Origin of the sequence: Streptomyces sp. NPDC058457 (genome assembly GCF_042720695.1) — a bacterium.
Lineage (GTDB): Bacteria > Actinomycetota > Actinomycetes > Streptomycetales > Streptomycetaceae > Streptomyces.
The window spans coordinates 190,894-216,126 of record NZ_JBHXLU010000005.1 but is presented as its reverse complement, the minus strand read 5'-3'; the positions used below and the strand labels follow the sequence as shown (position 1 = coordinate 216,126).

Sequence of the window (25,233 nt, the reverse complement as noted above, 5' to 3'; positions counted from 1 at the left end):
CGTGTGTAATTCCAACAGAATGTGATCTTTCGTCGCGAGGAGTCGCGCAACATCCATACGGTGATCGGTATGCAACTCCGCTACAACTACCGGGTCTACCCGGATGCCCCGCAGCGCCGTGCGCTGGCGAAGGCGTTCGGGTGCGCCCGGGTGGTGTGGAACGACTGCCTGCGCGACCGCAAGGAAGCGCACGCGGCGGGGCTGCCGTATGTGAAGTCGGCCGAGCTGTCCCGGCTGCGCATCACGCAAGCCAAGCGCACTGAGGAACGCGCCTGGCTCGCCGATGTGTCGGCGGTCGTCCTGCAGCAGTCCCTGCGGGACCTGGATGCCGCCTACAAGAACTTCTTCGACTCGGTCAAGGGCAAGTGGCAGAGCCGGAAGGTCGGCCCGCCCCGGTACAAGTCGAAGAAGGACACCCGGCAGTCGATCCGCCTCAACACCAACGCCTTCTCCCTCCAGGGCAACGGCACGGTGTACGTGGCCAAGGTCGGCGACCTCAAGGTCAAGTGGTCCCGTCGGCTTCCGGCCGCGCCCACGTCCCTGACCGTCACCAAGGACAGTTGCGGTCGGTACTTCCTCAGCTTCGTCGTAGATACCGAGCCGGAAGTTCTTCCCGAGGCGGAGGTGGAGGCCGGTATCGACCTCGGCCTGTCAGCCTTCGCCGTCCTGTCCGACGGTCGGAAGATCGACAGTCCTCGCTTCCTGCGCCGGGCGGAGAGGAAGCTCAGGTGTCTTCAGCGAGAGCTGTCCCGCAAGGCCAAGGGATCGAAGAACCGGGCCAAGGCCCGCATCAAGGTCGCGCGCCAGCACGCCCGCGTGGCGGACCGGCGCCGAGACTGGCACCACAAGGCATCCACACAGATCATCCGCGAGAACCAAGCGGTGTACGTGGAAGACCTCGCGGTATCCGGCTTGGGGCGCACCCGGCTCGCCAAGTCAGTGCACGACGCGGGATGGTCCTCGTTCGTCGGCATGCTGGAGTACAAGGCGGCCAAGCATGGACGCACCTTCGCCAAGGTGGACCGGGCGTTCCCGTCCTCCCAGATCTGCTCGGCCTGCGGATTCCGGGACGGCCCCAAGCCCCTGCACGTCCGCGAGTGGACGTGCGGCGAGTGTGGCACCGTCCACGACCGTGACCACAACGCAGCCTGCAACGTTCTCCTCGAAGGACACCGAATCGTCGCCGCCGGACGGGCGGAGACACCAAACGCCTGTGGAGTGCCGGTAAGACGGGCACACGTGCCCGCACAGCGCGGCGAAGCAGGAAGCCGCCGGAAGGGTCAGCCGACCCGGGCCGGAATCCCCAGCCTTTAGGCCAGGGAGCACGTCAAATCTAGGAGGTGCTCATTTCCAGAGGTTCAAGGTCGGCTGCTGGCCGCGGCTGATGTGCAGGGCGCAGGGAGCTCACAGCCACCCCTGCTGCCGGGCCTCCCGCACCGCCTCCGCGCGGTTGCGGGTGCCGGTCTTGCCGATCGCGGCGGAGAGGTAGTTGCGGACCGTCGACTCCGAAAGATGCAGCTTCGCCGCGATGTCGGCGACGGTCGCGCCGTCCGCCGACGCCTTCAGCACGTCGCACTCGCGGGCGGTGAGCGGGTTCGGCCCGGCGCTGAGCGCGGCCGCGGCAAGCGCCGGGTCGACCACGGTCTCCCCGGTGAGCACCCGCCGGATCGCCTGGGCGAGTTCCTCCACCGGTCCGTCCTTGACGAGGAACCCGGCTGCCCCGGCCTCCATCGCCCGGCGCAGATAGCCGGGCCGGCCGAAGGTGGTGAGGATCAGCACCCGGCAGTCCGGCGCCTGCTCGCGCAGCTCCGCCGCCGCGTCCAGGCCGCTGATGCCCGGCAGTTCGATGTCGAGGAGGGCCACGTCGGGCCGGTGGACCAGCGCGGCGTCCGTGATCGCGTCGCCCGTCCCGACCTGGGCGACGACCTCGATGTCCGGCTCCATCCCGAGCAGTAAGGCGAGAGCCCCGCGCATCATCCCCTGGTCCTCGGCGAGCAGCACCCTGATGGACTTGGCGGGCCGGTGGTCCCGGGGCATCTCGTTCGCAGGCTCGTACACAGCCCAAGCCTAGCTCCGGGCCCGGCCATTAAAGAGTGGTTATTGTTCCGCGCCGCAGGTCTTGACGTCGGTTGACCGTGCTCAAACAATCACCTCTGCAATTCCCCGAATGGTCGGCGAATGGTCGGCATTTCGACAGCTGAATAGGTTCGGTATTTCGATCGAACGACGTTCGGTATATCGGACGGCAAGAACCCGCACCGCCCTACGAGGAACCAAGAAGAGGTGCACCGTGTTCTCAGTGCCTGCACGAGTCCTGCGCTCCTGTCCGCCGCGCGTCAGGAGAGCCGTGCTCTCCGCGCTCGCGGCGTTCGCGACCGTCGCCGCGCTCGTCGTCGGGGCCGGCGCCCCCGAGGCGGCCGCCGCGAGCTCGCTGCCCTGTGACGTCTACGCCGCCGCCGGCACCCCGTGCGTCGCCGCGCACAGCATGGTCCGGGCGCTGTACTCGTCGTACAGCGGCTCCCTCTACCAGGTGCAGCGCGCCTCGGACAGCGCCACGGCCAACATCGGCCTGCTGGCCACCGGCGGCTACGCCAACGCGGCTGCGCAGGACTCCTTCTGCGCTGGTACGACCTGCATCATCACCAGGATCTACGACCAGTCCAGCAAGCACAACGACCTCACGGTCGAGGGCGCCGGCGGGGCCGGCGCGGCCGATGTCGGCGCCCCGGCGGACGCGCTGCCGGTGACCGTCGGCGGGCACCAGGTCTACGGCCTGGAGATCTCGGCCGGCATGGGCTACCGCAACGACGCCACCTCGGGCGTCGCCACCAACGGCGCCGCCGAGGGGATGTACATGGTCACCTCCGGCACCCATGTGAACGGCAGCTGCTGCTTCGACTACGGCAACGCCGAGACCAACAACAAGGACACCGGCAACGGCCACATGGACGCCATCAACTTCGGCACCGAGTGCTGGTTCTCGCCCTGCTACGGCTCGGGCCCCTGGGTGCAGGCGGACCTGGAGAACGGGCTGTTCGAGTCCAACCTCGGCTACAGCACCAACTCGTCCAACACGGGCACCGGCGCGATACCGTTCGTCACCGCGTTGCTGAAGAACAACGGGCAGGACCATTTCGCACTGAAATGGGGAAACGCGCAATCCGGCGGTCTCACCACCACGTATTCCGGCAGTGAGCCCAGCACCAGCAGCGGTTACTCGCCGATGCACCAGGAGGGCGCCATCGTCCTCGGCACCGGCGGCGACAACAGCAACGGCTCCATCGGCTCGTTCTTCGAGGGCGTCATGACCTCCGGCATCCCGACCGACGCCGCCGACGACACCGTCCAGTCCAACATCGTCTCCGTCGGCTACGGCGGCGCGACCGGCTCCACCGGCACCCTCAACTCCGCCTCGGAGATCTCCCTGCGGGCCACGACGTCCTGCTGCACCGCCGACTACGTGCGCCACCAGAACAACGCCGGCGTCCTGTCCGCCATCACCTCAAGCAGCTCCGCCCTCGACAAGAGCGACGCCACCTGGATCGTCCGCCCCGGCCTCGCCGACAGCTCCTGCGTCTCCTTCGAGTCCAGGAACTACCCCGGCGACTACCTGCGGCACTACAACTACAAGATCTACCGGCAGCCCATGGACGGCACCACCACGTATCGGCAGGACGCCACCTTCTGCCCGACGACCGGCAAGAGCGGCACGGGCACGTCCTTCGCCTCGTACAACTACCCGACGAAATACCTCCGCCACTACAACTACAACCTCTACATAGCGAGCGACGGCGGTTCCAACGCCTGGGACAGCGCCACCTCGTGGACCGACGACGTGAGCTGGGCCGTCAGCTCGCCGTGGGCGCCGTAGGCGCCGTAGGAGACGCCGAGGTCAGCAGCTCCAGCGCCTCGGTGGGGAGTTCCGCGGTGACCGTGAAGCCGCCGCGCGGCGCCGGGCCGGCCCTGAGGGAGCCGCCCGCCGCCGCGAGGCGCTCGGTCAGCCCCTGCAGACCGGTGCCGCCGACGCCCTCCCGGCAGGGCTCGGCGGCCACCGCGCCCGAGCCGTCGTCGGTGACCGTCAGCCGGGCCCGGCCGGCGGCGCTGTCGACGGTGATCTCGCAGCGCGTGGCGGCGCTGTGCCGGACCACGTTGGTGACCGCCTCGCGCACCACCCAGCCGAGCAGCGTCTCGGTCTGCGGGGCGAGCGGCGCCCCCGACTGCCGGACCACCGGTTCGATGCCCGCCGCCTTCAGGGCCGAACGGCCCCGGCCGAGATCGGTGGCCAGGCTGCCCTCCCGGTAGCCGGTCACCGCCTCCCGGATCTCGGTCAGCGCCTGCCGGCCGACCGACTCGATGTCGGAGATCTGCGTCAGCGCCGCGTCCAGGTCGCGGGGCGCGACCCGCCGGGCCGCCTCCGACTTCACGACGATCACTGAGAGGGTGTGCCCGAGCAGGTCGTGCAGGTCCCGGGAGAAGCGCAGCCGCTCCTTCTCGACCGCCCGCCGGGCCAGCTCCTCACGGGCGGCGCGCAGCTCCCGCACGGCCTCGGAGAGGGACAGGATCGCGGCGGTGATCATCGTCGACAGGAAGGTGCCGTAGGCGATGGTGATGGCGTCGGAGCCGTCCCGGTACCAGGAGACCGCGCCCGCGAAGCAGGCGAGCAGGATCCCGGCGCGGCCCAGCCAGGGCCCGCGCAGCACCGCACCCGCGGCCAGGCCGAGCAGCGGGAAGAACATCAGCCAGTTGCCGCCGTAGCCGAGGGCCAGGCCGGTGGTGAGCAGGCCCATCAGCAGCAGGGCGACGCGGGTGGAGGTGGCCCGCCGGGCCTCTTTGCGAAAGGAGCGGAAGGTCACGTAGATGTACAGGGAGTTGAAGGCGAGCAGGCCGAATCCGCCGATCAGCGGGTTGGCCGTCTTGCCCTGGAGCAGGTTGGACAGGGAGCCCAGCCCCATCAGCAGCCAGGGGAGCAGGGCGAACCCGGAGGGCGGCGGCCCCGCGTGCTCGGGCAGCTCACCGTTCTTCCGGGCCGCCCTCTGCTGCTCCTTGAAGCGGGCCATCTCCTCCCGCCACTGGGCACGCGCCGTCCGCCAGCCGTCCGCCTGGCACCTCACCTGCTGCCACCACGACATCTCGTTCTCCCCCGATCCTGTCCTGCCCGGCCGTACGGCCCGGCGCTACGACCCTACGAAAGGGCGCGCCGGTCCGGCAGAGGCGGATGTACGGCCGCGGGCAGGACAAATGTCATGGCCGGGCAGGGCTGAATCTGACACGACGTCAGGAGCCTTCACAAGTGCGGAGCGCTGGGCTATACAAGGGGCGCTGGACTGGAACGCGTTCTAGACACGCCCGTGGACGACCTCGGTGCGGCCGACGGTGCGGACGGCCGTGCCGAGGTCTTGAGACACCTCAGGAGCCGTATGCCCATCGACGCAGCCAAGGCCCTCGCCGCCGAACCCCGGTCCGGGGAGATCGGCTGGGCGCGCCGGGACGTCCAGCTCTACCACCTCGGCATCGGCGCGGGCCGCCCCGCCACCGACCCCGACGAACTCCGCTACACCCTGGAGACCCGGCTGCACGTGCTGCCCAGCTTCGCCACCGTCGCGGGCGCCGGCTCGCCCGGGGTGATCAGCGGACTGTCCATGCCCGGCATCGACGTCGACCTCGCCAAGGTGCTGCACGGCGGCCAGGCCCTCACCCTGCACCGCCCCATCCCGGCCGAGGGCACCGCCACCGCCACCGGCAGGATCGCCGCCGTCTACGACAAGGGCAAGGCGGCCGTCCTGGTGATGCGCACCGACGTCGCGGACGCCGACGGCCCGCTGTGGACCAACGACGCGCAGATCTTCGTACGCGGGGAGGGCGGCTGGGGCGGCGACCGCGGCCCCTCGACCCGGCTCGACCCGCCCGCAGGCGAGCCCGACCGGACCGTCGAGCGGCCGATCCGCGAGGACCAGGCCCTGCTCTACCGCCTCTCCGGCGACTACAACCCCCTGCACGCCGACCCGGACTTCGCCAAGCGAGCCGGTTTCGACCGGCCCATCCTGCACGGGCTGTGCACCTACGGCATGACGCTCAAGGCGGTCGTGGACACGCTGCTCGACGGGGACGTGAGCCGGGTGCGGTCGTACACGACCCGGTTCGCCGGGGTGGTGTACCCGGGAGAGACGCTCCGGATCCGGATGTGGCGGGGCGACGGGGACGTCCGGGTCGCCGTGAGCGCCGTCGAGCGGGAGGACGCGCCCGTCCTCGCCGACACGATCGTCGAACACTCTTGATCAGTTGAGCAGCTGAGCAGTTGAGGGGAGCCGCACCATGCGCGCAGCCGTACTGCACGAGATCGGCCAGGAGAAGCTGGACGTCCTCGACGACGTCGAGGCGGTGGGATTCGGGCCCGGCAGGGTGCGGATCAGGGTGCGCGCCACGGGGCTGTGCCACTCGGACCTGTCGGCGATGAGCGGGGTGCTGCCGCAGCCGGGACCGTTCGTGCCGGGCCACGAGGGCGCGGGCGAGGTCCTGGAGGTGGGGGAGGGGGTCACCCGGGTGAAGCCCGGCGACCGGGTGGTCGTCTGCTGGCTGCCGGCCTGCGGGGCGTGTCCCGCCTGCAGGCGCGGACAGACCGAGCTCTGCCTGGCCGGGTTCATGAACGCCGGCACCCCCAACTTCCGGCGCCCCGGCGGAGACGTCTTCGGCTTCGCGGGCACCGGCACCTTCACCGAGGAGGTCGTGGTCGACGCCGGGTGCGCGGTGCCGATCCCGGACGACGTGCCCTTCGACATCGCCGCGCTGATCGGCTGCGGCGTCACCACCGGGCTCGGCGCGGCCCTCAACACGGCCGACGTGGAGGCCGGTTCGTCGGTCGCCGTCATCGGGTGCGGGGGCGTCGGGATCTCGGCGATCCAGGGGGCGCGGCTCAAGGGCGCGGCCGAGATCGTCGCCGTCGACCCGGTCGAGTCCCGGCGCGAGTCGGCGCTCAGGTTCGGCGCGACGAAGGCGGTCTCGCCCGACGAACTGCCCGGCGCCAAGCAGGAGGTCACCGCGGGCGAGGGCTTCGACTACGTCTTCGAGGTCGTCGGCAAGTCCGCCACCGCCCGCACCGCGTACGAGAACACCCGGCGCGGCGGCACCCTCGTGGTCGTCGGCGCGGGCGCCATGGACGACTTCCTCCAGCTCAACATGTTCGAGCTGTTCTTCGACGAGAAGCGGATCCTGCCGTCCATGTACGGCGGCGGAGACGTGGTCCGCTCCTACGAACGGACGATCGCCCTGTGGCGGGCGGGCCGGATCGACCTGGAGGGCCTGATCACCCACCGGGTGCCGCTGGCGGACATCAACGAGGCCCTGGACCAGATGCGCACGGGCACCGCCCTGCGTACCTGCATAGAGATCTGAGGAGGGGCCGCCGCATGTCGATGCCGGAGAGGCCACTCGACGGGCTCAGCGCGATCGTCACCGGCGCGGGCCGGGGCCTGGGCCGGGCCGAGGCACTCGAACTGGCCCGGCTGGGCGCGGCCGTCGTCGTCAACGACTTCGGCCAGCCCGGCCGGGACGGCTCGGGGGCCGCCTCCACGGCACCCGCCGAGCAGGTCGCCGAGGAGATCCGCGCGGCGGGCGGCCGGGCGGTCGCCCACACCGGCGACGTCGCGGACTTCTCACAGGCGCGAGACCTTCTCACGCTCGCGACAGCTCATTACGGAAAGCTGGACATCCTCGTCAACAACGCCGGGATCCTGCGCGACCGCATGGTCTTCTCCATGACCGAGGACGAGTGGGACTCGGTGATCCGGGTCCACCTCAAGGGCCACTTCAACACCACCCACTTCGCGGCTGCCCACTGGCGGGACCGGTCCAAGGCGGTGGGAGGCGAGAAGGTCTACGGCCGGATCGTGAACACCTCCTCCGAGGCCTTCCTCGCCGGCTCCGCGGGCCAGCCCAACTACGCGGCCGCGAAAGGCGGCATCGTCGGCCTCACCACCTCCACCGCCCTGGCCCTCGCCAAGTACGGCGTGACCGCCAACGTGATCTGCCCGCGCGCCCGCACCCGGATGACCGAGGACGTCTTCGCCGGGTTCGAGCAGCCGGCCGAGGGCCTCGACCCCCTCGCACCCGAGCATGTCGCCCCGCTCGTCGGCTACCTGGCCGCCCCGGCCGCCGAGCGGATCAACGGCCAGTTGCTCGTCGTGCACGGCGGCATGGTCGCGATCGTCGAACGACCGCGCGTCCAGGCCAGGTTCGACAGCAAGCAGGACACCTTCAGCTACGACGAACTCGACGCCCTGCTCACCCCGCACTACGCGGACCGGCCGGCGGGGGAGACGTTCGCGGCGGCGGAGGTGCTGGGGTTGAAACGCCAGTGGTATGCCACATAGCACCGAGGGCGGTATGTGACATATCACTGGGCAGGGCATGAAGAAGGGGGCTCACCAGCCAACTGGTGAGCCCCCTAGCTACCTACTGCCCCCGTCAGGCCACCGACTCGGCCGGCTCCGGCTTGCGGTGCCGGCCGCTGGGGGCCGTCTCGCTGTCCTGCCCCGAGACATGACCGCGGTGCTTGCCGTGGCCGTCCGTTTCCTGAAGGTCGGCGGACAGCGGCTGGGACGTGCTGGCGTCGCTCATCGGAAGAATTCACCCCGTCAACATGATCTTTCTACAGCGCGGCGATTTTATCGGGCGCACCGCGGGGCGCATCCAGGCGGGCACGCCGACCGGTGCTAGTTCGTTACAAGCCGCGCCAGCGGCGCCTGCTGCAAGGGCACCGGACGGGCTACGGCAGGCCCCGGAGGATCCGGTTCCGCCGGCTCCCCGGGCGTACCCGACGCCCCGGCAGCCGCGCCGTCATGAACCGGATCCCCCGGGCCCGCGTCCCCCGGCCCCCCGTACTCCCCCGTCTCCCCCGAGCCCCCCGCTTCCCCCCAGGGCACCGCCACTGCCGCCACACCGCACGGGACCTCCCCCGTGGTGTACGGCAGTCGCAGTACCCCGTCCTGCGTCCACAACCCGGCGCCGGCCAACCACCCTTCCGGCGCCGGGAGATGGCACATCCTGCGCGCTCTCGGCCGCCAGGCGCCCACCCAGCTGCCGAGTGGACCGTCGATGCGCAGCGCCACCCCGCAGCTCTCCGGCACCAGTACCTGACCGGGCTGGACGGCGAACGGCGTCACCACGCAGTCCGGACACTCCGGCACCCGCAGGCTCTCCGGGAAGCGCACCGGCAGCGTGGAGCCGAGGACCCCCCAGCCCAACCGTTCCTGCCCGGGGCTGGGCGCGTCCGAGCCGACCAGGATCAGCCCGCTGTCCGGGTCGGCGAGCAGCAGCCGGTCGTCGCTGTCCGCCGCGATCTGCAGCAGCGGCGACACCTCGCCGCCCCGCTCCAGGTCGACCACGACCGCCTTGGTCCGTCCGCCCAGCTCACGGTCCAGGGCCAGCATCCGCCCGGCCCGGTCCAGCCAGACCCCGCCCGAGCAACGCCCCGGCAACACCGCCAGCTGTTCCGGCCCGAAGGCCCCGCCCGCCACCAGCCAGACCGCGGAGGAACGCGGCCCCACGGCGAGCGCGTACGCCCGCACACCCCCCGGCGCCGGCGGCAGCAGCCGCAGCGAGGCGCCCTCGTCGGCACCCTCGTCCGGGCACTCCACCGCGCCCAACGGCAGCTCACCGGTGCCCGGCCCGGTCGGATACAGCAGGGCGAAGTGGTGCCGCCCGTCCACCAGCCGGCGGATGAGCACCCGCCCGTCGCCCATCGGCTGCACCTCCGTGCCCGGCTCCTCCGGCTGGTTGCCGGGGAGCGGTACGGCGTACGGCTCGGGTCCGTCCAGCGTCCAGCGCTCCGGGTACCAGGAACCTTCCTGCTGGGCCAGCCGGGCCGCGTACGCCCCGTCCACCGTGATGGTGCAGCCCGCCCCCGGCGCGCTGTCGTCCTCGTCCGCAGCCGAGGGTTCGATCGCACAGGCCGTCATCGTTCGGTCACCTCCGGCAACGAAGCTAGTTTTCGTACGCACAGGCGGGGACCGGCCGCCGACGACTTCACACATACGGGTGCACACTCGGCGATTCGCCTGAGGAAACGGGGGCGGGTGTGCTGCGCGTTGCCTCCCGTGGGCGAGCAGGTACGGCCCCGTGGAACAGGCAGGTAGCCTTTTCCCCGTGCCCCGTCTGTCAGAAGTCATCGCCGCGCTGGACAACCTGTGGCCCGCCGAACGGGCCGAGTCCTGGGACGCGGTCGGTACGGTCGTGGGCGACCCCGACCAGGACGTCACGCGGGTCCTCTTCGCCGTCGACCCGGTCCAGCAGATCGTCGACGAGGCGGTGAAGCTCGGCGCCGACCTGCTGGTCACCCACCACCCGCTCTACCTGCGCGGTACGACGACGGTCGCGGCCTCCCACTTCAAGGGCCGGGCCGTGCACACCCTCATCAAGAACGACATCGCGCTGCACGTCGCCCACACCAACGCCGACACCGCCGACCCGGGCGTCTCCGACGCGCTCGCGGGCGCCCTGGACCTGCGGGTCGTACGCCCCCTCGTGCCGGACCCGACCGACCCGGAGGGCCGCCGGGGCCTGGGCCGCGTCTGCGAGCTGGACCACCCGGTCACCGTCCGGGAGCTGGCGGAACGGGCCGCGACCCGCCTCCCCGCCACCGCACAGGGCATCCGCGTCGCCGGCGACCCCGAGGCCCTCGTCCGCACGATCGCCGTCAGCGGCGGCTCCGGCGACAGCCTCTTCGACGTCGTACGCGCCGCCGGCGTGGACGCCTTCCTCACCGCCGACCTGCGCCACCACCCGGCGTCGGAAGCGGTCGCCCACAGCCCCCTCGCGCTGCTCGACGCGGCGCACTGGGCCACCGAATGGCCCTGGTGCGAGCTGGCCGCCACCCAGCTCGACGAAATCTCCGACCGCCACGGCTGGGACCTGCGCGTGCACGTCTCCAAGACGGTCACCGACCCCTGGACCAGCCACTCTCCCTCCCTTGGAGCCCCCAACTGAACGCCGCGCCCGCCGACCAGATCCGACTCCTCGACGTCCAGGCCCTGGACGTACGCCTCCAGCAGCTGGCGCACAAGCGGAAGTCGCTGCCCGAGCACGCCGAGATCGAGTCGCTGACCAAGGACCTCACCCAGCTGCGCGACCTGCTCGTGGCCGCGCAGACCGAGGAGAGCGACACCGCCCGCGAGCAGACCAAGGCCGAGCAGGACGTGGACCAGGTGCGCCAGCGCGCCGCCCGCGACCAGCAGCGCCTGGACTCCGGCGCGGTCACCTCCCCGAAGGACCTGGAGAACCTCCAGAAGGAGATCGTCTCCCTCGCCAAGCGGCAGGGCGATCTGGAGGACGTCGTCCTGGAGGTCATGGAGCGCCGCGAGTCCGTACAGGAGCGGCTCGCCGAGCTGACCGAGCGGGTCGGCGCGGTCCAGGGCCGGATCGACGAGGCCACCGGCCGCCGGAACACCGCGTCCGAGGAGATCGACGCCGAGGTGGCGACGGTGACCAAGGAGCGCGAGGTCATCGCCGGCTCGGTCCCGGAGGACCTGCTGAAGCTCTACGACAAGCTGCGCGCGCAGCAGGGCGGCATCGGCGCGGCCAAGCTGTACGCCCGCACCTGCCAGGGCTGCCGCCAGGAGCTCGCCATCACCGAGCTGGCCGAGATCCGCGCGGCCGCGCCCGACACCGTGGTGCGCTGCGAGAACTGCCGCCGCATCCTGGTGCGCACGGCCGAGTCGGGTCTGTAGGAACACCTCAGCAGGAACACTCAAGGGGCTTACGTGGCAAGGGAGTTCATCGTCGAGGCGGACGGCGGCTCCCGGGGCAACCCGGGGCCGGCCGGCTACGGCGCGGTGGTCATCGACGCGGCGACCGGCGAGACGTTGACGGAGGCGGCCGAGTACCTCGGCGTCGTCACCAACAACGTCGCCGAGTACCGCGGCCTGCTGGCGGGCCTGCGCGCGGCCCGCGAACTCGACCCTTCGGCGACCGTCCACGTCCGCATGGACTCCAAGCTGGTCATCGAGCAGATGTCCGGCCGCTGGAAGATCAAACACCCGGACATGAAGCCCCTGGCGGCGGAGGCGGCCCGGGTGCTCCCGGCGGACCGGGTGACGTACGAGTGGATCCCGAGAGCCGAGAACAAGCACGCCGACCGCTTGGCGAACGAGGCGATGGACGCGGGCAAGCGGGGCGAGCAGTGGTCGGCTTCGGCGTCGACTGCGGAATTTGACGGCCGCGCTACAGCGCCCCGCAAGGGGCGCGGGGCTGAGACATCTGCGGCTCCGCCGCGTGGGCGCGACCAGCCCCCACGCACCGGAACTGTGGCAACCACCGACACCACCACCGTCGCCGACACCCGCGCCGCCCGCACCGTAGCGAGCCCCGGCTGGAGCTCAGCCCCCGACCTCGGCGCTCCCGCCACCTTCGTGCTGCTCCGCCACGGCGAAACCCCCCTCACCCCCCAGAAACGCTTCTCCGGCAGCGGCGGCACCGATCCGGAACTCTCTCCCGTCGGCCAGGAACAGGCGCAGCGCGCCGCCGAGGCCCTCGCTCGCCGCGGCACCATCGAGACGATCCTCGCCTCCCCCCTCACCCGCACCCGGCAGACCGCCGCGGCCGTCGCCGAGCGCCTCGGCCTCGACGTCACGATCGAGGAGGGCATCAAGGAGACGGACTTCGGCGCCTGGGAGGGGCTCACCTTCGGCGAGGTCCGCGAGCGCTACCCCGACGACCTGACCACCTGGCTGGCCGATCCGTCGGCCCACCCCACCGGCGGCGGCGAGAGCTTCGCCGAGACGGCGGCGCGCATCGCGGCCACCCGGGACAAGCTGATCGCGGCCTACGCCGGCCGCACGGTCCTGCTCGTCACCCACGTCACGCCGATCAAGACGTTCGTGCAACTCGCCCTCGGCGCCCCGCTCCAGTCCCTGTTCCGCATGGAACTGTCGGCGGCCTCGCTGTCGGCGGTGGCGTACTACGCGGACGGCAACGCGAGCGTTCGGCTCTTCAACGACACGTCCCACCTGCGTCCCTGAACCTGGGCCCGAGCCCCGCTGCGGCCCGGGCCAGCTCCCGGACCCGGGCCCAGTCCCCGGCGGCGACGGCGTCCGCCGGGACCATCCAGGTGCCGCCCACGCAGCCGACGTTGGGGAGGGCGAGGTACTCCGGCGCGTTGTCCGGACCGATCCCTCCGGTCGGGCAGAAACGGGCCTGCGGCAGCGGACCGGCGAGCGACCTGAGATACGCCGTGCCGCCCGCCGCCTGCGCCGGGAAGAACTTCATCTCCCGCACCCCGCGTTCGAGCAGCGCCACCACCTCCGAGGCGGTCGACACCCCCGGCAGGTACGGCACCCCGGACGCGGTCATCGCCGCCAGCAGCCCGTCCGTCCACCCGGGACTGACCAGGAACCGCGCCCCCGCCGCGACGCACTCCGTCACCTGCGCGGGCGTGAGGACCGTACCCGCACCGATCACCGCCTCCGGCACCGCACCGGCGACGGCCCGGATGGCGTCGAGCGCGGCCGGCGTCCGCAGGGTCACCTCGATGACGGGCAGCCCGCCGTCCACCAGCGCCCGCGCCAGCGGCACGGCAGCGGCGGCGTCCTCGATGACGACGACGGGGACGACGGGCGCGAGGTCCAGCACGGAGGTGGGCATGGCGCCATCCTGCCGAGGCGATGCAGAGCGCGCAAAGGTCGTTGCGCATGCTGCAATGCGACTCCGTGTGCGGCAGAGCGGCGGGTCAGTGGACCTCTGCCACCAGCACATCCAGCGCCCACGCCTGCCCCGCCTTCGCGGGCGCCGCCACCTCCACCTCGTACCCCAGCTCCCGCAACGCCTCCACCAGCTCGCCCGGACCACCCGGGGCGATCCCGGCGGTCAGCAGACTCCGTACGATCCGCCCCTTCGTCGCCTTGTTGAAGTGGCTGACCACCTTCCGCGTCGGCGCGTGCAGCACCCGAACGGTCGCCGTCCGCGCGGCCACCTCGCCCCTCGGCTTCCACGCGGCCGCGTACGCCGCCGACCGCAGATCCAGCACCAGCCCCGTCCCGGCCGCCTCCGGCAGCACCTCGGCCATCGGCTTGCGCCAGTGCACGCCGAGCGCGCCCAGCCCCGGCAGCTTCACCCCCATCGAGCAGCGGTACGACGGGATCCGGTCCGTCACCCGGACCGCGCCCCACAGCCCCGAGAAGACCAGCAGCGACCGCGCGGCCCGCTTCTTCGCCGCGGCGTCCAGGGAGGCGAGGCCGAGGGCGTCGTACAGCACCCCGGTGTAGATCTCCCCGGCCGGCCGGGCACCCGCGGTCCGCAGCGCCGCGTTCTTCGCGACCTCGCCGCGCAGCCCCTCGCTCAGCCCTAGCACCTCGCGGGCCTTCTCCTCGTCACCGGAGCACAGGTCGACCAGCTCGGCGAGCACGGCCGCGCGCGCCGCCGCCAGCCCCGGCAGGGACAGTGACTCCGGTTTCAGCGGGGCCCCACGGCCCGAGGACGCCTTGCCTTCCGAGGGCGGCAGCAGGACCAGCACACGTACTCCTCTTCGTCATCGGCGTTCACGACCGCCGTTCACGACCGGCGTTTCATCATCAACGCTTCGCGCCAGCGTAAGGGGCCGGACCGGCGTCCTGTGACTACGCTCGTCCTATGCCCCGCCGTCACATCCGCGTCAAGGGTGCCCCCGAGGCCCCCCTCCGGGCCGCGCTCGCCGCGCTCCGGGCCGACCTCCACGTCCCCGAGAGCTTCCCGCCCGAGGTCCTCCAGGAGGCCGAGGGCGTCGCCAGGTTCCCGGCCGTGCCCGGCCACGACGCGACCGACATCCCCTTCTTCACGGTCGACCCGCCCACCGCCGACGACCTGGACCAGGCGATGCACCTGTCCCGGCACGACGGCGGCTACCGCGTCCGGTACGCCATCGCCGACGTCGCCGCCTTCGTCGTACCCGGCGGCGCACTGGACTCCGAGGCGCATCACCGCGTGAACACCCTGTACTTCCCCGACGAGAAGGTCCCGCTGCACCCCACCGTGCTGAGCGAGGGCGCGGCCAGCCTGCTCCCCGGCCAGACCTGTCCGGCCGTCCTGTGGACCATCGACCTGGACGCAGACGGACGGACACGGACCGCCGACGTCCGCCGGGCCCTGGTCCGCAGCCGGGCCAAGCTCGACTACGCGGGCGTACAGAAGCGCATCGACGAGGGCACCGCCGAGGAGCCCGTCGCGCTGCTCAAGGAGATCGGCGAGGCCCGCGAACGCCTCGAGGTGGAGCGCGGCGGCATCTCCCTCAACGTGCCGGAGCAGGAGATCGTCGAGTACGACCACACCTACGAGCTCACCTACCGCGCGCCGCTGCCCGCCGACGCCTGGAACGCCCAGATCTCCCTGCTCACCGGCATGGCCGCCGCCGACCTGATGCTGGCCTACGGCACCGGCGTGCTGCGCACCCTCCCGACCGCCCCCGACGGCGCGGTCGCCCGCCTGCGCCGTACCGCGCACGCGCTGCACATCGAGTGGCCGCACCACGTCTCGTACGCCGCGCTGATCCGTTCCCTGAACCCGCGCCGCCCCCGCCACGCGGCCTTCCTCCAGGAGTGCACCACGCTGCTGCGCGGCGCCGGCTACACGGTCTTCCGCGACGGCGTCCTCCCCGCGGTCACCACCCACGCGGCCGTGGCCGCCCCCTACGCCCACTGCACCGCGCCGTTGCGCCGCCTGGCCGACCGCTACGCCTCGGAGCTGTGCCTGGCGGCGGCCGCCGGCGAGGAGCCGCCCGACTGGGTGCCGATGGCGCTGGACACGCTCCCCAAGCAGATGGCCGAAGGGGCACGGCGGGCCGGCACGGTGGAGCGGGAGTGCGTCGACATCGTCGAGGCGGCCCTGCTCAAGGACCGGGTAGGGGAGGTCTTCGACGGATGCGTGGTGGAGGTCGAGCCGCGCCGGCCGACGGTCGGGAAGGTGCTGTTGCAGCAGCCCGCCGTCATAGGCCGGATCGAGGCCGGCGAGCCTCTTCCGCTGGGCGAGCGGCTGCCGGTGCGCCTGACGGAGGCCGACCCGGGGACGACGAAGGTGCGCTTCGCGCCTGCGTGAGCTGTCGTGTTGTGGTGAGCTGTCGTACGAGATCGGTGGCGTCGTCGGCGTGGAAGCGGACGACGCCCGCCTCCTGTCGGCGGCCCAGCAGGCCGAAGTGGGCGATGGGCTCGGCGAGTTCGAGGGTCACCGAGGTCTGCGAGCCGATGGGCACGTCGAGTTCACCGGCCGTCTTCTCGTGCCGGTAGCGCGTCTCGCGCCGTACTGACCTGATCGCGTCCAGCGGTATGCGCAGGTCGAGCCGGACGCCGTTGCGGACGTGCAGCGCGTCCGGGGTCAGCAGGTGGGGGTGGACGACGGAGGCCGCGTGCAGGCCGATGACGAAGAGGACCGTGTAGACGTCCAGGACGAGGACGACGAGGTGCACGGCCGGCCAGTTGCGCAGCAGCACCGACACACCGACCGTCTCGATCACGCACACGAAGGCGAGCCCGAACATCATGGCGCCCTGGCCCTTCGCGTACCCGAACGTCACCCCCGTCCCTCTCATCCCTCCCGTCCGCCGGGCGGCCCACAGCACCAGACTCGCCAGCAGCCGCAGCTCGTGCCGGAGCACGGAGTACGGCACGGAGTGCGCCGCCCTCATGGCCGTCGTCCGCTGACGATGTCCAGGGCCCGGCGGATCGCCGCCGCCTGGGCCGGGGCGAGGTCGGCGTAGAGGGCACGCAGGAAACCGTCCTCGTGGTCGACGACGCCGTCGGGGAACGCCTCGTCGGAATGCAGTCGGCGAGGACCCGGGCCGCCTCGGCCACCCGGGGGTCACCGGGGTCCGCGTCGGCGAGCGCGTCGAGCAGCGCGTAGGCCTCGTTCGCGCGGGCCACCGCCTGCGGTGACCCGGCGATGGCACCGGCCAGGGACATCAACCGTTCCCGGGCCGCCGGGTCGGCGACCGTCTCCATCAGGGCGAACACCTCACGGTCCTTGGCGGCCATCGGGGAGTCGGCGAGCCGCGGCGCCGTCTCGGCGAACAGGGCGGCCAGTTCGGGCGAGACGGGCCCCTCGGCAGGCAGTTCGCCCGCGTCCAGCAGGGCCCGCAGCCGCTGCCGCCGCCCCCGGATCTCCGCCTCCTGCCGGGCGAGGTCCCCGTCGAGTTCGGTGAGCACCTCGACGAGGTCCTTGCCGGCGTCGTCCGCGAGCACGTCCCGCACCTCGGCGAGCCCGAGCCCCAGTTCGGTCAGCCGCCGGATCCGGGCGAGGACGACGGCGTGCCGCAGGGTGTAGTCCCGGATGGGGGCACCTCCCGCTCGAGCGAAGCCGAGAGTGGGGGACGTTGGAGAGCCGCTCCGGCTCGGGCAGCAGGCCCTGGTGGTGGTAGTGCCGCACCGTGCGCGTGGTGACGCCGACGGCGGCGGCGAGTTCTCCGATCCGCGTGGGACCAGTAGAGACGTTGACGTCGCGGCAGGGTCAAGCCGCCGATCCGTGGGCTCAGGCGGCGACGAACCAGCGGGTCAGGGCGTCGTCGAGGTCGTCTCCCTGATCGCTCCCGTCCGCGGCCCAGGCCACGAATCCGTCGGGCCGTACGAGCAGACCGGTCAGCTCCGGCCGCCCCGGGCAGCCCACGGTGACGACCTCCACCCGGTCGCCGTACCCCTCCGCGCGGGCGCGCAGCTTCGGGTCGTCGGCGAGGTCGAGGAGGAGGGCGCGGCCGTCGTGCAGGTGGTCGCCGAGCCGGGTGCCGTCGGCGAGTTCCAGGTCCGGGGCGCTCTGCCCGGTCAGCGGGTGCTCGCCGGGCAGGTCGTAGTGCTGCCAGACGCCCGAGATCTGCTTGACGAGATACGTCGTCCCGGTCGTCGTCAGCGCGAGATCGGCGACCACCCGGCGTAGGGCGCGGGCGTGCCGGTCGGGGCGCATCACGGCGATCTGGGCGCGGGTCCAGTCGAGCACCCAGGCACCGATCGGATGCCGTTCGGCGGTGTAGCTGTCGAGCAGGGTCCCGGGCGCGAGCCCGCGCACCACGGCGGCCAGCTTCCAGCCGAGGTTCATGGCGTCGCCGAGCCCGAGGTTGAGCCCCTGCCCGCCGAACGGCGAGTGCACGTGCGCCGCGTCGCCCGCGAGCAGCACCCGGCCCTTGCGATAGCCGCTCGCCTGCCGGGCGTTGTCGGTGAACCGGGTCGAGGAGTGCACCTCGTGGATGGTCACCTCGTCCACCCCCGACACCCGGCGCAGCGCGGCCTGCAGTTCCTCGGCGGTGATCGGCGCGGAGCGGTCGGCGGGCGGCCCGTCGAACTCGACGGTGAGGATACGGCCGGGGAAGGGCCCGTTGACGTACGTCCCCACGTCGGTGGTGTTCCACCCGACCCCCAGCCGCTCGCCCCCGCTCATCTCGACGACCGCCTGATAACCGGTGATCTCCGGCTCGGTCCCGGGGAAGTCGAACCCGGCGAGCTTGCGGACGGTACTCCGGCCGCCGTCGCACCCCACGAGCCACCCGGTTCGCACCGTTGCGTCGCCGTCGAGGTGTACGACGACTCCGTCGTCGTCGGCGTCGAAGCCGGTCAGCTCCACGCCCCGGCGGATCTCGACGCCGAGCCGCTCGGCGCGGGCGCCCAGGATCCGCTCCAGCTCCACCTGCGGGACGCCGAGGCCGACGCCGTCGGCGGGGCCGATGTCGGCGAACGCGGGGTCGGAGTCGTCGAACAGGTCACCGCGCATCATGATCCCGGCGAAGTGCCCGGCGAACTTCGGGGGAGTCCTTGGGAGAGTCCGGGGCGCGTCGGCACCCTGCTTCCGGTCCTGCTCCCGGTCCTGGTCCCGTTCCCGGTCCCCGAGGAAGGCCCGCATCCGCCACCGGTTCCGCTCCCAGGCCGCCGTGAGGTCGGGCAGCAGCCCGCGCCGGTAGAGGGTCACCGCGCCCGCCGTGTTCATCCCGCCCGCCTTGATGGTCTCGTCCACCTCGGCCAGCCGCTCCACCACCAGCACCTTCGCACCGCCGAGCCGCAGCTCGCAGGCGAGGAAGAGCCCGACGGGCCCACCGCCGGCCACCACCACGTCGTAGTCGTTCTTGTGTGCAGTCCTCATGCTTGCGTTCATGACTTCACTGTAGTCACTAAAACTTTCGAGCGGCTATAGTTTTCTCGTGACGGATGACGTGATGGATGAAAACAGGCCGGGGGAGTCCCTGCGGGAGCGCAAGAAGCGGGAGACGCGGCAGCGGATCTCGAACGTCGCGACGGTGATGTTCCGCGAGCGCGGCTTCGAGCAGGTGACGGTGGCAGAGGTGGCGCGGGCGGCCGGGGTCTCGGCGATGACCGTCTTCAACTACTTCCCGCGCAAGGAGGACCTGTTCCTCGACCGCATCCCGGAGGCCGTCGCGGCCTTCGCGGGGGCGGTGCGGGACCGTGTGCCCGGCGAACCTCCGCTCGCGGCGCTGCGCCGCCTGGCCTTCCGGTTCATCGACGCACGGCATCCGCTGGGCGGCGTGGGCGAGAACTTCGCGGGCTTCTGGCCGGTCGTGGCCGACTCGCCGGCGCTGCGGGCCCGGGCCCGTGAGGCGGTCGAGGAGGTGGAGCGGGCGCTGGCCGGGGCGCTGGCCGAGGCCGGGCTCGCCGACCCGGAACTGGTGGCGGCCGTGACCGTCGCCGCGTACCGCACGGTGTGTGTCACGTCCGTGCGCCGTCAGCTGGCGGGCGACCGGTTCGCGGAGATCGTCGAGGACCATCGGGAGCGGATGGGGGCGGCGTTCGACGCGCTGGAGCGGATGGTGCCGTGACCGCACCCGCTTGACGGCTAACGCCGTTAGCCGTATCGTCGTGGCTAACGGCGTTAGCTGAAATGCCCTCGGGAGGCAGCCATGACCAGCACCACGAACGTCACCCCAGCCCTCCGCACCGCCACGGTGGTGGCGCGCCGCACGGCCTGGCTGGCCGGTGCCCTCTTCTGGACGGCGTTCGCGGTCCTGGAGGGCGTGAACCACGGCTGGCTCGCCGGCGCCCTCGCCCTGCTCTTCCTGATCCTCCCGGACCTCACGTTCCTGGTCGCCCTCGACGAGGCGCCCCGGATGGCGAAGGGCCAGCTGGCGCCGCGCGCGGTGCCGTACTACAACGCGATGCATCGGGCGCTGGTGCCGCTGGGCCTGCTGGCGGCGTACGCGGCACAGCCCTACTTCTCCTGGCCCCCGGCGTTCGCCGCCCTCTGCGGCTGGCTGGCCCACATCTCGTACGATCGCGCTTTCGGGTACGGGCTGCGTACGAAGGAGGGTTTCCAGCGTGACTGACGCGACCGATGCGACTGCCGCGACTGAGCGCCTGACGGCAAGGGCACGGCAGATCGTGGCGGCGGCCCGGGACCTGCTGGAGGAGTCCGGTCCAGCCGTCCTCACCATGCGCACCCTGGCCGACCGCCTGGGCATCAAGGCGCCGTCGCTCTACAAGCACTTCCCGGACAAGCACGCCGTTGAGGTCGAACTCATCGCGCAGATGCTGGAGGAGTCGGCCGAGGCGCTGGAGGCGGCGGAGTCCCGCACCCCCGACGCCCCCGGCTCGCTGGAGACACTGGCCGAGGCGTACCGCACATACGCTCTGGCCCACCCCCACCTGTACTGCCTGGCCACGGAGCGCCCCCTCCCGCGTGCTGCTCTGCCGCCCGGTCTTGAGGACAGGGCCGCTCTCCCCCTGCTGCGGGCCTGCGGCGGCGATCTCGACCTGGCCCGCGCCACCTGGGCATTCGCCCACGGCATGGTGATCCTGGAGATCCACGGCCGCTTCCCGGAGGACGCCGACCTGGACGCGGCATGGAAACGGGGCCTGAGGACGTTGCACCCTTAGCGCAAGGGGGTGCCGAAGGTGGCTGAACACGCACGGTGGACAAGAGCACGGCTGGGCCGCTGCGGCCCGCCGCTCGACATGCTGACGGCGCGCTTCGACAAACACGTGTACGCCCCGCACACGCATGCCGAGTTCTCGATCGGGGTGTGCGTAGGCGGGTCCGAGGTGATCGCCTACCGTGGCGGCCACATCCGCACCGGCCCCGGTGGGATCATCGTCCTGGCCCCCGGCGAGATGCACACCGGCGGCCCGGCCACTCCGGACGAGGGCTACGCCTACCGTGCCCTGTACGCGGACCCGTCCCTGCTGGCGGACGGCACGCTGGACGCCGTGCCACACTTCCGGGACCCGGTCGTGTACGACCCGGAACTGGTCGTGGCCCTCCGCCAGGCCCACATCGAACTGGCCGCCTGCCCGGACCCCCTGGAGGCCGAATCCCGCCTCCCCTGGCTGCTGACGGCCCTGTCCCGCCGCCACTCCACGGCCCGGCCGGCGAGGGACGAGATCCCCGGAGCCCACGGCATATCCCTCCGCGTCCGAGACCGCCTGGCTGACGAACTCACCGCCCCTCCCTCCCTCGCCGACCTGGCGGCCGACCTGGGCCTCTCCCGCTACCAGCTCCTCCGGGCCTTCCGTACGACGATGGGCGTCCCGCCGTACGCATGGCTCGCCCAGTACCGGGTGACCCGGGCCCGTGCCCTGCTGGATTCGGGCCTGCGCCCGGCGGAGGCGGCGACAGTGGTCGGCTTCGCGGACCAGGCCCACATGACCCGCTGGTTCCGCCGGGTGCTGGGGGTGACCCCGGCGGCGTACCGCAACAGCGTTCAAGACGCGGCACGGTACTGACACCGATGCTTGGCGCATGACTGCACGCGGCTGGTTCCTGTTCTCCCTCATGGGAGTGATCTGGGGCATCCCCTATCTGATGATCAAGGTGGCGGTGGACGAAGTGTCCCCGTCGACGGTGGTGTTCGCGCGCTGCGCGGTGGGCGCCCTGCTCCTCCTCCCCCTGGCGATCCGCCAGGGCGGCCTGTTCCTCACCCTCCACACCCACTGGCGCCCGATGCTGGCCTTCGCGTGCATAGAGATCATGGGCCCGTGGTTCACCCTGACCGACGCGGAACGCCACCTGTCCAGCTCGACGGCGGGCCTGCTGATAGCGGGCGTACCGATCGTGGGCGTGGTGGCGGCGAGGTACTTCGGCGGCGAACGGGAACACCTGGGCGTACGACGCATCGCAGGCCTCCTGATCGGCCTGGCCGGCGTCGGCGTCCTGACCGTCCCCCACCTGACCGGCGGCGACGCCCGCTCCCTCGGCGAGGTCCTCCTCACGGTCATCGGCTACGCGACGGCCCCCCTGATAGCGGCCCGCCGCCTGAAGGACGTCCCGACGCTGCAGCTGATAGCGCCGTGCCTGACCCTGGCGGCCCTGGTCTACGCCCCCGCGGCGGCGGCGACCTGGCCGACCTCGGTGCCCTCGACGAACGCGTTGATTTCCCTCCTCGCCCTGGGCGTCCTGTGCACGGCGGTGGCCTTCGTAGCGTTCTTGGAGCTCATCAAGGAGATAGGCCCGACCCGCTCGACCGTGATCACGTACGTCAACCCGGCGGTGGCGGTGGCGGCGGGTGCGTTGTTCCTGAACGAGCGCTTCACCCCGACGATCGCCGTGTCCTTCGCGTTGATCCTGGCGGGGTCGGTGCTGGCGACGATGGCCTCGGCACCGAAGAGGCCGGAACGCCCGGTAACATGGTCGACACGGCAGACGAGCCGGGCGGACGGCCGCGTGGAGTCCCCTTAGGGGGCTTCCCGAGGAACGTCCGGGCTCCACAGGGCAGGGTGGTGGCTAACGGCCACCCGAGGCGACTCGCGGGACAGTGCCACAGAAAGCAAACCGCCGGGGACCTAGGTCCTCGGTAAGGGTGAAACGGTGGTGTAAGAGACCACCAGTGCCCAGGGCGACCTGGGCAGCTAGGTAAACCCCACCCGGAGCAAGGTCAAAAGGAAACGCCTTCTGGGATATGGAAGGCGCTTCTGCGGGGACGTTCGAGGGCTGCCCGCCCGAGCCCCCGGGTAGACCGCACGAGGCCGGTGGCAACACCGGCCCTAGATGGATGGCCGTCGCCGAGGGCTCCGCGAGGAACCCTCGGAACAGAACCCGGCGTACAGCCCGACTCGTCTGCCTTTCGGATCGCTAGCCAGCGAATGTTCTGGTCAGGTCCTGTTTGTTTCTGTCGGGGAGAGCGACGAGGCCCTGTTCCGTACTGGTTCACGCGGGGGCGTGCGGCTACGTATGTAGCCATGAAAGTAGCCGTGGGGTGGCGGGATTGCCGTCCTCAGGACCCGACCTTAAGCAAGTGACCTCTGCCCTGCAGTATCCGGGTTTCCGCCGCGATGGCTGAGTAGTGGACCGCACTCGTGAGGAGGCAGGAAATTTCGTCCGGTGGTTGCGGCAGTAGCAGTTGACCTAGCGGCGCAGTCCCGCGCCGAGAGCCGTCGCAGTCGATCTCCCAGGCTTCACCAGCTCGCGCAGTTTCGCCCGAGTCTCCGGATCTGTCGAGTAGATGGCCGTGCCGACCATGCCACGAGTCAGGAGCACCTTGTACGTATTGCGGATCAACCGATCCACGTCGATGTCCGATGCCGCAGTGTTGCCGTTCCCCTTCCGCAGGGCGGGGTCCTTCGAAGCGGCCCGGTCGACGACCCAGCCGTTCTCCCGCCAGACGAGGTCGGGCCCGATGATCACGCCGCTCCAGTCGTACTCGAAGCCCTGCGCCGTGTAGACACAGCCGACCTGGCCGAAGCCCGCAGGGTCAGTGGCCCAGAGTGCTGATGGCGGTGCACCCATGATCGACCGCTCACCCTTGAGGTTCCACGGCCGGCTCCAGCCGCCGATCTGAACATCGGCGGGAAGCGGCTCACCTGGCTTGGCATCCGACCAGCGCCAACAGAACCCGGCCGACAACCTGGCCCCGTACCCCTTCGACCGCTTTTCGTCCAGAAGGGCTTCCAACTCCTCCGGAGAATCGACGACATCGAGCTGCATCCGACCATCGGGCTCCCACACGACGGCCTCGTCGCCCTCCAGCCCCAGCAGCCGTACGATCCACCGTAGGTACGCGTCGCTCCCACCACAGCGGAACTGGCTGTCCAGTTCCACTACCCGGCACTGCAGGTCCTTCTGCGCGGCCGCTGCCTTGATCTCCTCGACGGTCCCCGTCTCCCCGGGCCGTACAACCTGGTGCTGGTCCAGGAGGAAGACGGGCACGCGGGCCACGTCGATCAGCTCCTCAAGTTGCCGCTTACCGGTGCGATGCGCCGCCGGAGTGAAACGGCTGGCAGACGTCTCCCGCACACGATGGGCCTCGTCGCACACCAGCACATCCAGGCTGTTCCGCTTGGCGGTCACGAAACTGTTGAAGTACTTGAAGAGGTCACGCACTTCGGGCTTGCGCGCGCCGGCCACCTTGCGCATGGTCTTCGTGAACGACTGCGAGCCGGTCGCGTGCAGGGCGGGAACTCCCCGCCGGTACAGCTCACCGAGGAGCGACAGGGCGATCACGCTCTTGCCGGTTCCCGGCCCGCCCGTGATGATCACAACCTCTTTGTGATCAGCCTCGTGCGCCCGCTCGACGGCCTTCAGCACGGTCTCGTACGCCACACGCTGCTCGTCGAGAAGCACGAACTGCTCCCGCTCGCGGACCTCCTGCGCCGCGACGGCCATCAACTGCTTCGAAGGTTGGACCTTGGCGAGCAACAACTCGTCGGCTGCCTTGGCTCCAGATGCGGCGGCCAGCTTCGACTGCAGGTATGCGAGGAAGTCGCCGCGCCTGTCCGCCGTGAACATGCGCCCGCGCTCACTGAGTTCGACTTCGTCGAGGCCGGACGCGCCGAACGCGGTTGCGTTGTGAAGGTAGGCGACGCCCGAAATCCGCTCCGGATGCTGGGCCAGCGCACCGTTGAAGGCGACGAGGTAGTCGCAGTAACCGCGCACCTGCTCGATGGGGTTGAGGACCGGACGGGAGTAGTCGTCCAGGATGCACAGCAAAGGATCATCGTCGTCGGGGTGAGCCTCACTCCACTGCTTCAGCTCAACAACGACATACGAGGGCTCACCGGTCCGGGGATGGACTCCGGCGAGAACCGCATCGGCCCGCTTGCTCGTCAACGGCAGCCCGAACTCCAGCAGCACCTCCACTTGACCGAGCCCGGCATCGAGCAGCGCGTCGGTGAGAGCCGGAATGCTCCGCTCCCAGGAGCGCGTTTCCGCCATGCTCGGCCTGTACCCATGCACCCGAGTGAACTGCTCGGTGAGATACAGGCCCAACGATCCTTCGAGGCGGCGGGCGGCGACTGCAGCGGCGGAGTCGCGGAACAGCAAGAGAGGCCCCCAGACAGCACGAAACAACTCGTGCGGGTG

The 25,233-nt window shown here is 71.2% G+C and carries 22 protein-coding genes, 1 other RNA gene and 2 pseudogenes; 15 read left to right on the top strand and 10 right to left on the bottom strand.

Annotated elements, in window-relative coordinates:
* The first annotated feature begins 69 nt into the window (after positions 1-69).
* Positions 70-1,314, top strand: coding sequence for an RNA-guided endonuclease InsQ/TnpB family protein (locus ACFWPS_RS06880; protein WP_383701836.1), 1,245 nt, complete (start codon positions 70-72; stop codon positions 1,312-1,314).
* Positions 1,315-1,404: 90 nt separating this feature from the next.
* Here ACFWPS_RS06880 and ACFWPS_RS06875 read toward each other — a convergent pair whose 3' ends face one another.
* Positions 1,405-2,037, bottom strand: coding sequence for a response regulator (locus ACFWPS_RS06875; protein WP_383701884.1), 633 nt, complete (start codon positions 2,035-2,037; stop codon positions 1,405-1,407).
* Positions 2,038-2,299: 262 nt separating this feature from the next.
* On the opposite strand from ACFWPS_RS06875, the gene ACFWPS_RS06870 reads away from it, so the two are divergent.
* Entirely contained in the window at positions 2,300-3,871 is a 1,572-nt protein-coding gene (locus ACFWPS_RS06870; RefSeq protein ID WP_383701834.1) for an alpha-L-arabinofuranosidase B, read from the top strand.
* Here ACFWPS_RS06870 and ACFWPS_RS06865 read toward each other — a convergent pair.
* Complete coding sequence (locus tag ACFWPS_RS06865; protein ID WP_383701832.1) at positions 3,849-5,129, bottom strand: sensor histidine kinase; 1,281 nt, start codon at positions 5,127-5,129, stop codon at positions 3,849-3,851. The genes ACFWPS_RS06870 and ACFWPS_RS06865 overlap by 23 nt on opposite strands.
* A gap of 288 nt (positions 5,130-5,417) precedes the next feature.
* Here ACFWPS_RS06865 and ACFWPS_RS06860 point away from each other — a divergent pair, with 288 nt between their 5' ends.
* From ACFWPS_RS06860 to ACFWPS_RS06850, 3 genes are read left to right on the top strand one after another with little or no spacing between them, the layout of a single operon-like run.
* Positions 5,418-6,275, top strand: a complete 858-nt coding sequence (locus ACFWPS_RS06860) for a MaoC/PaaZ C-terminal domain-containing protein (RefSeq protein ID WP_383701830.1) — start codon at positions 5,418-5,420, stop codon at positions 6,273-6,275.
* 37 nt (positions 6,276-6,312) lie between these two features.
* Positions 6,313-7,389, top strand: a complete 1,077-nt coding sequence (locus ACFWPS_RS06855; RefSeq protein ID WP_383701828.1) for a Zn-dependent alcohol dehydrogenase — start codon at positions 6,313-6,315, stop codon at positions 7,387-7,389.
* Positions 7,390-7,403: 14 nt separating this feature from the next.
* Positions 7,404-8,366, top strand: a complete 963-nt coding sequence (locus ACFWPS_RS06850; RefSeq protein ID WP_383701826.1) for a 3-oxoacyl-ACP reductase — start codon at positions 7,404-7,406, stop codon at positions 8,364-8,366.
* Positions 8,367-8,460: 94 nt separating this feature from the next.
* Here ACFWPS_RS06850 and ACFWPS_RS06845 read toward each other — a convergent pair whose 3' ends face one another.
* Both ACFWPS_RS06845 and ACFWPS_RS06840 read right to left on the bottom strand, forming a co-directional pair.
* Positions 8,461-8,613 carry a hypothetical protein gene (locus ACFWPS_RS06845; protein ID WP_383701824.1) on the bottom strand — a complete coding sequence of 51 codons (153 nt, stop codon included), beginning with the start codon at positions 8,611-8,613 and terminating at the stop codon, positions 8,461-8,463.
* 95 nt (positions 8,614-8,708) lie between these two features.
* A complete protein-coding gene (locus ACFWPS_RS06840) occupies positions 8,709-9,953 on the bottom strand; it encodes a hypothetical protein (RefSeq protein ID WP_383701822.1) in 1,245 nt (414 codons plus the stop codon).
* Between the two features lie 187 nt (positions 9,954-10,140).
* On the opposite strand from ACFWPS_RS06840, the gene ACFWPS_RS06835 reads away from it, so the two are divergent.
* The 3 genes from ACFWPS_RS06835 to ACFWPS_RS06825 are packed head-to-tail and all read left to right on the top strand — an operon-like array spanning position 10,141 to position 13,010.
* A complete protein-coding gene (locus tag ACFWPS_RS06835; RefSeq protein ID WP_383701820.1) occupies positions 10,141-10,980 on the top strand; it encodes a Nif3-like dinuclear metal center hexameric protein in 840 nt (279 codons plus the stop codon).
* Entirely contained in the window at positions 10,977-11,720 is a 744-nt protein-coding gene (locus ACFWPS_RS06830) for a zinc ribbon domain-containing protein (RefSeq protein ID WP_383701882.1), read from the top strand. The genes ACFWPS_RS06835 and ACFWPS_RS06830 overlap by 4 nt, the downstream gene beginning before the upstream one ends.
* A gap of 33 nt (positions 11,721-11,753) precedes the next feature.
* Positions 11,754-13,010, top strand: coding sequence for a bifunctional RNase H/acid phosphatase (locus ACFWPS_RS06825; protein WP_383701818.1), 1,257 nt, complete (start codon positions 11,754-11,756; stop codon positions 13,008-13,010).
* Here ACFWPS_RS06825 and eda read toward each other — a convergent pair.
* A complete protein-coding gene (eda, locus tag ACFWPS_RS06820; RefSeq protein WP_383701816.1) occupies positions 12,982-13,632 on the bottom strand; it encodes a bifunctional 4-hydroxy-2-oxoglutarate aldolase/2-dehydro-3-deoxy-phosphogluconate aldolase in 651 nt (216 codons plus the stop codon). The two genes, ACFWPS_RS06825 and eda, sit on opposite strands and share 29 nt — an antisense overlap.
* A gap of 85 nt (positions 13,633-13,717) precedes the next feature.
* Entirely contained in the window at positions 13,718-14,500 is a 783-nt protein-coding gene (gene yaaA / locus ACFWPS_RS06815) for a peroxide stress protein YaaA (RefSeq protein ID WP_383701814.1), read from the bottom strand.
* A gap of 116 nt (positions 14,501-14,616) precedes the next feature.
* Between yaaA and ACFWPS_RS06810 the strand changes: the two genes are divergently transcribed.
* Positions 14,617-16,053, top strand: coding sequence for an RNB domain-containing ribonuclease (locus ACFWPS_RS06810; protein WP_383701812.1), 1,437 nt, complete (start codon positions 14,617-14,619; stop codon positions 16,051-16,053).
* Here ACFWPS_RS06810 and ACFWPS_RS06805 read toward each other — a convergent pair.
* The 3 genes and pseudogenes from ACFWPS_RS06805 to ACFWPS_RS06795 all read right to left on the bottom strand — a co-directional run bounded on the left by ACFWPS_RS06805 (position 15,944) and on the right by ACFWPS_RS06795 (position 19,083).
* The gene (locus ACFWPS_RS06805; protein ID WP_383701810.1) at positions 15,944-16,639 is read right to left on the bottom strand and encodes a hypothetical protein; all 696 of its coding nucleotides are present in this window, start codon (positions 16,637-16,639) and stop codon (positions 15,944-15,946) included. The genes ACFWPS_RS06810 and ACFWPS_RS06805 overlap by 110 nt on opposite strands.
* Positions 16,636-17,418, bottom strand: a pseudogene (locus tag ACFWPS_RS06800) (MerR family transcriptional regulator). The gene ACFWPS_RS06805 and the pseudogene ACFWPS_RS06800 overlap by 4 nt, the downstream one beginning before the upstream one ends.
* Positions 17,419-17,478: 60 nt before the next feature.
* Positions 17,479-19,083 (bottom strand): FAD-dependent monooxygenase, encoded by a 1,605-nt coding sequence (locus tag ACFWPS_RS06795; protein ID WP_383701808.1) that lies wholly within the window; start codon positions 19,081-19,083, stop codon positions 17,479-17,481.
* Between the two features lie 46 nt (positions 19,084-19,129).
* Between ACFWPS_RS06795 and ACFWPS_RS06790 the strand changes: the two genes are divergently transcribed.
* The 6 genes and pseudogenes from ACFWPS_RS06790 to rnpB all read left to right on the top strand — a co-directional run bounded on the left by ACFWPS_RS06790 (position 19,130) and on the right by rnpB (position 22,995).
* Positions 19,130-19,762 (top strand): TetR/AcrR family transcriptional regulator, encoded by a 633-nt coding sequence (locus ACFWPS_RS06790; RefSeq protein WP_383701806.1) that lies wholly within the window; start codon positions 19,130-19,132, stop codon positions 19,760-19,762.
* 81 nt (positions 19,763-19,843) lie between these two features.
* Positions 19,844-20,266, top strand: coding sequence for a DUF4260 family protein (locus ACFWPS_RS06785; RefSeq protein ID WP_383701804.1), 423 nt, complete (start codon positions 19,844-19,846; stop codon positions 20,264-20,266).
* Between the two features lie 31 nt (positions 20,267-20,297).
* Positions 20,298-20,816 (top strand): TetR/AcrR family transcriptional regulator, encoded by a 519-nt coding sequence (locus tag ACFWPS_RS06780; RefSeq protein ID WP_383701880.1) that lies wholly within the window; start codon positions 20,298-20,300, stop codon positions 20,814-20,816.
* Positions 20,817-20,834: 18 nt separating this feature from the next.
* Complete coding sequence (locus tag ACFWPS_RS06775; RefSeq protein ID WP_383701802.1) at positions 20,835-21,662, top strand: helix-turn-helix domain-containing protein; 828 nt, start codon at positions 20,835-20,837, stop codon at positions 21,660-21,662.
* 16 nt (positions 21,663-21,678) lie between these two features.
* Positions 21,679-22,464 (top strand): annotated as a pseudogene (locus tag ACFWPS_RS06770) (DMT family transporter); the annotation flags it as partial.
* A 115-nt stretch (positions 22,465-22,579) separates the two neighbouring features.
* An RNA gene (gene rnpB, locus ACFWPS_RS06765) (RNase P RNA component class A) lies at positions 22,580-22,995 on the top strand.
* Between the two features lie 285 nt (positions 22,996-23,280).
* On the opposite strand, the gene ACFWPS_RS06760 is transcribed toward rnpB, so the two are convergent.
* The gene (locus tag ACFWPS_RS06760) at positions 23,281-25,194 is read right to left on the bottom strand and encodes a DNA/RNA helicase domain-containing protein (protein ID WP_383701800.1); all 1,914 of its coding nucleotides are present in this window, start codon (positions 25,192-25,194) and stop codon (positions 23,281-23,283) included.
* Positions 25,195-25,233 lie beyond the last annotated feature (39 nt).

Excerpts from the sequence above, each read along its gene's own strand:
- ACFWPS_RS06880 (WP_383701836.1), top strand. The coding sequence starts at position 70 with ATGCAACTCCGCTACAACTACCGGGTCTACCCGGATGCCCCGCAGCGC.
- ACFWPS_RS06875 (WP_383701884.1), bottom strand. The coding sequence starts at position 2,037 with ATGCCCCGGGACCACCGGCCCGCCAAGTCCATCAGGGTGCTGCTCGCC.
- ACFWPS_RS06865 (WP_383701832.1), bottom strand. The coding sequence starts at position 5,129 with ATGTCGTGGTGGCAGCAGGTGAGGTGCCAGGCGGACGGCTGGCGGACG.
- ACFWPS_RS06860 (WP_383701830.1), top strand. The coding sequence starts at position 5,418 with ATGCCCATCGACGCAGCCAAGGCCCTCGCCGCCGAACCCCGGTCCGGG.
- ACFWPS_RS06855 (WP_383701828.1), top strand. The coding sequence starts at position 6,313 with ATGCGCGCAGCCGTACTGCACGAGATCGGCCAGGAGAAGCTGGACGTC.
- ACFWPS_RS06850 (WP_383701826.1), top strand. The coding sequence starts at position 7,404 with ATGTCGATGCCGGAGAGGCCACTCGACGGGCTCAGCGCGATCGTCACC.
- ACFWPS_RS06845 (WP_383701824.1), bottom strand. The coding sequence starts at position 8,613 with ATGAGCGACGCCAGCACGTCCCAGCCGCTGTCCGCCGACCTTCAGGAA.
- ACFWPS_RS06840 (WP_383701822.1), bottom strand. The coding sequence starts at position 9,953 with ATGACGGCCTGTGCGATCGAACCCTCGGCTGCGGACGAGGACGACAGC.
- eda (WP_383701816.1), bottom strand. The coding sequence starts at position 13,632 with ATGCCCACCTCCGTGCTGGACCTCGCGCCCGTCGTCCCCGTCGTCGTC.
- ACFWPS_RS06810 (WP_383701812.1), top strand. The coding sequence starts at position 14,617 with ATGCCCCGCCGTCACATCCGCGTCAAGGGTGCCCCCGAGGCCCCCCTC.
- ACFWPS_RS06805 (WP_383701810.1), bottom strand. The coding sequence starts at position 16,639 with ATGAGGGCGGCGCACTCCGTGCCGTACTCCGTGCTCCGGCACGAGCTG.
- ACFWPS_RS06795 (WP_383701808.1), bottom strand. The coding sequence starts at position 19,083 with ATGAACGCAAGCATGAGGACTGCACACAAGAACGACTACGACGTGGTG.
- ACFWPS_RS06785 (WP_383701804.1), top strand. The coding sequence starts at position 19,844 with ATGACCAGCACCACGAACGTCACCCCAGCCCTCCGCACCGCCACGGTG.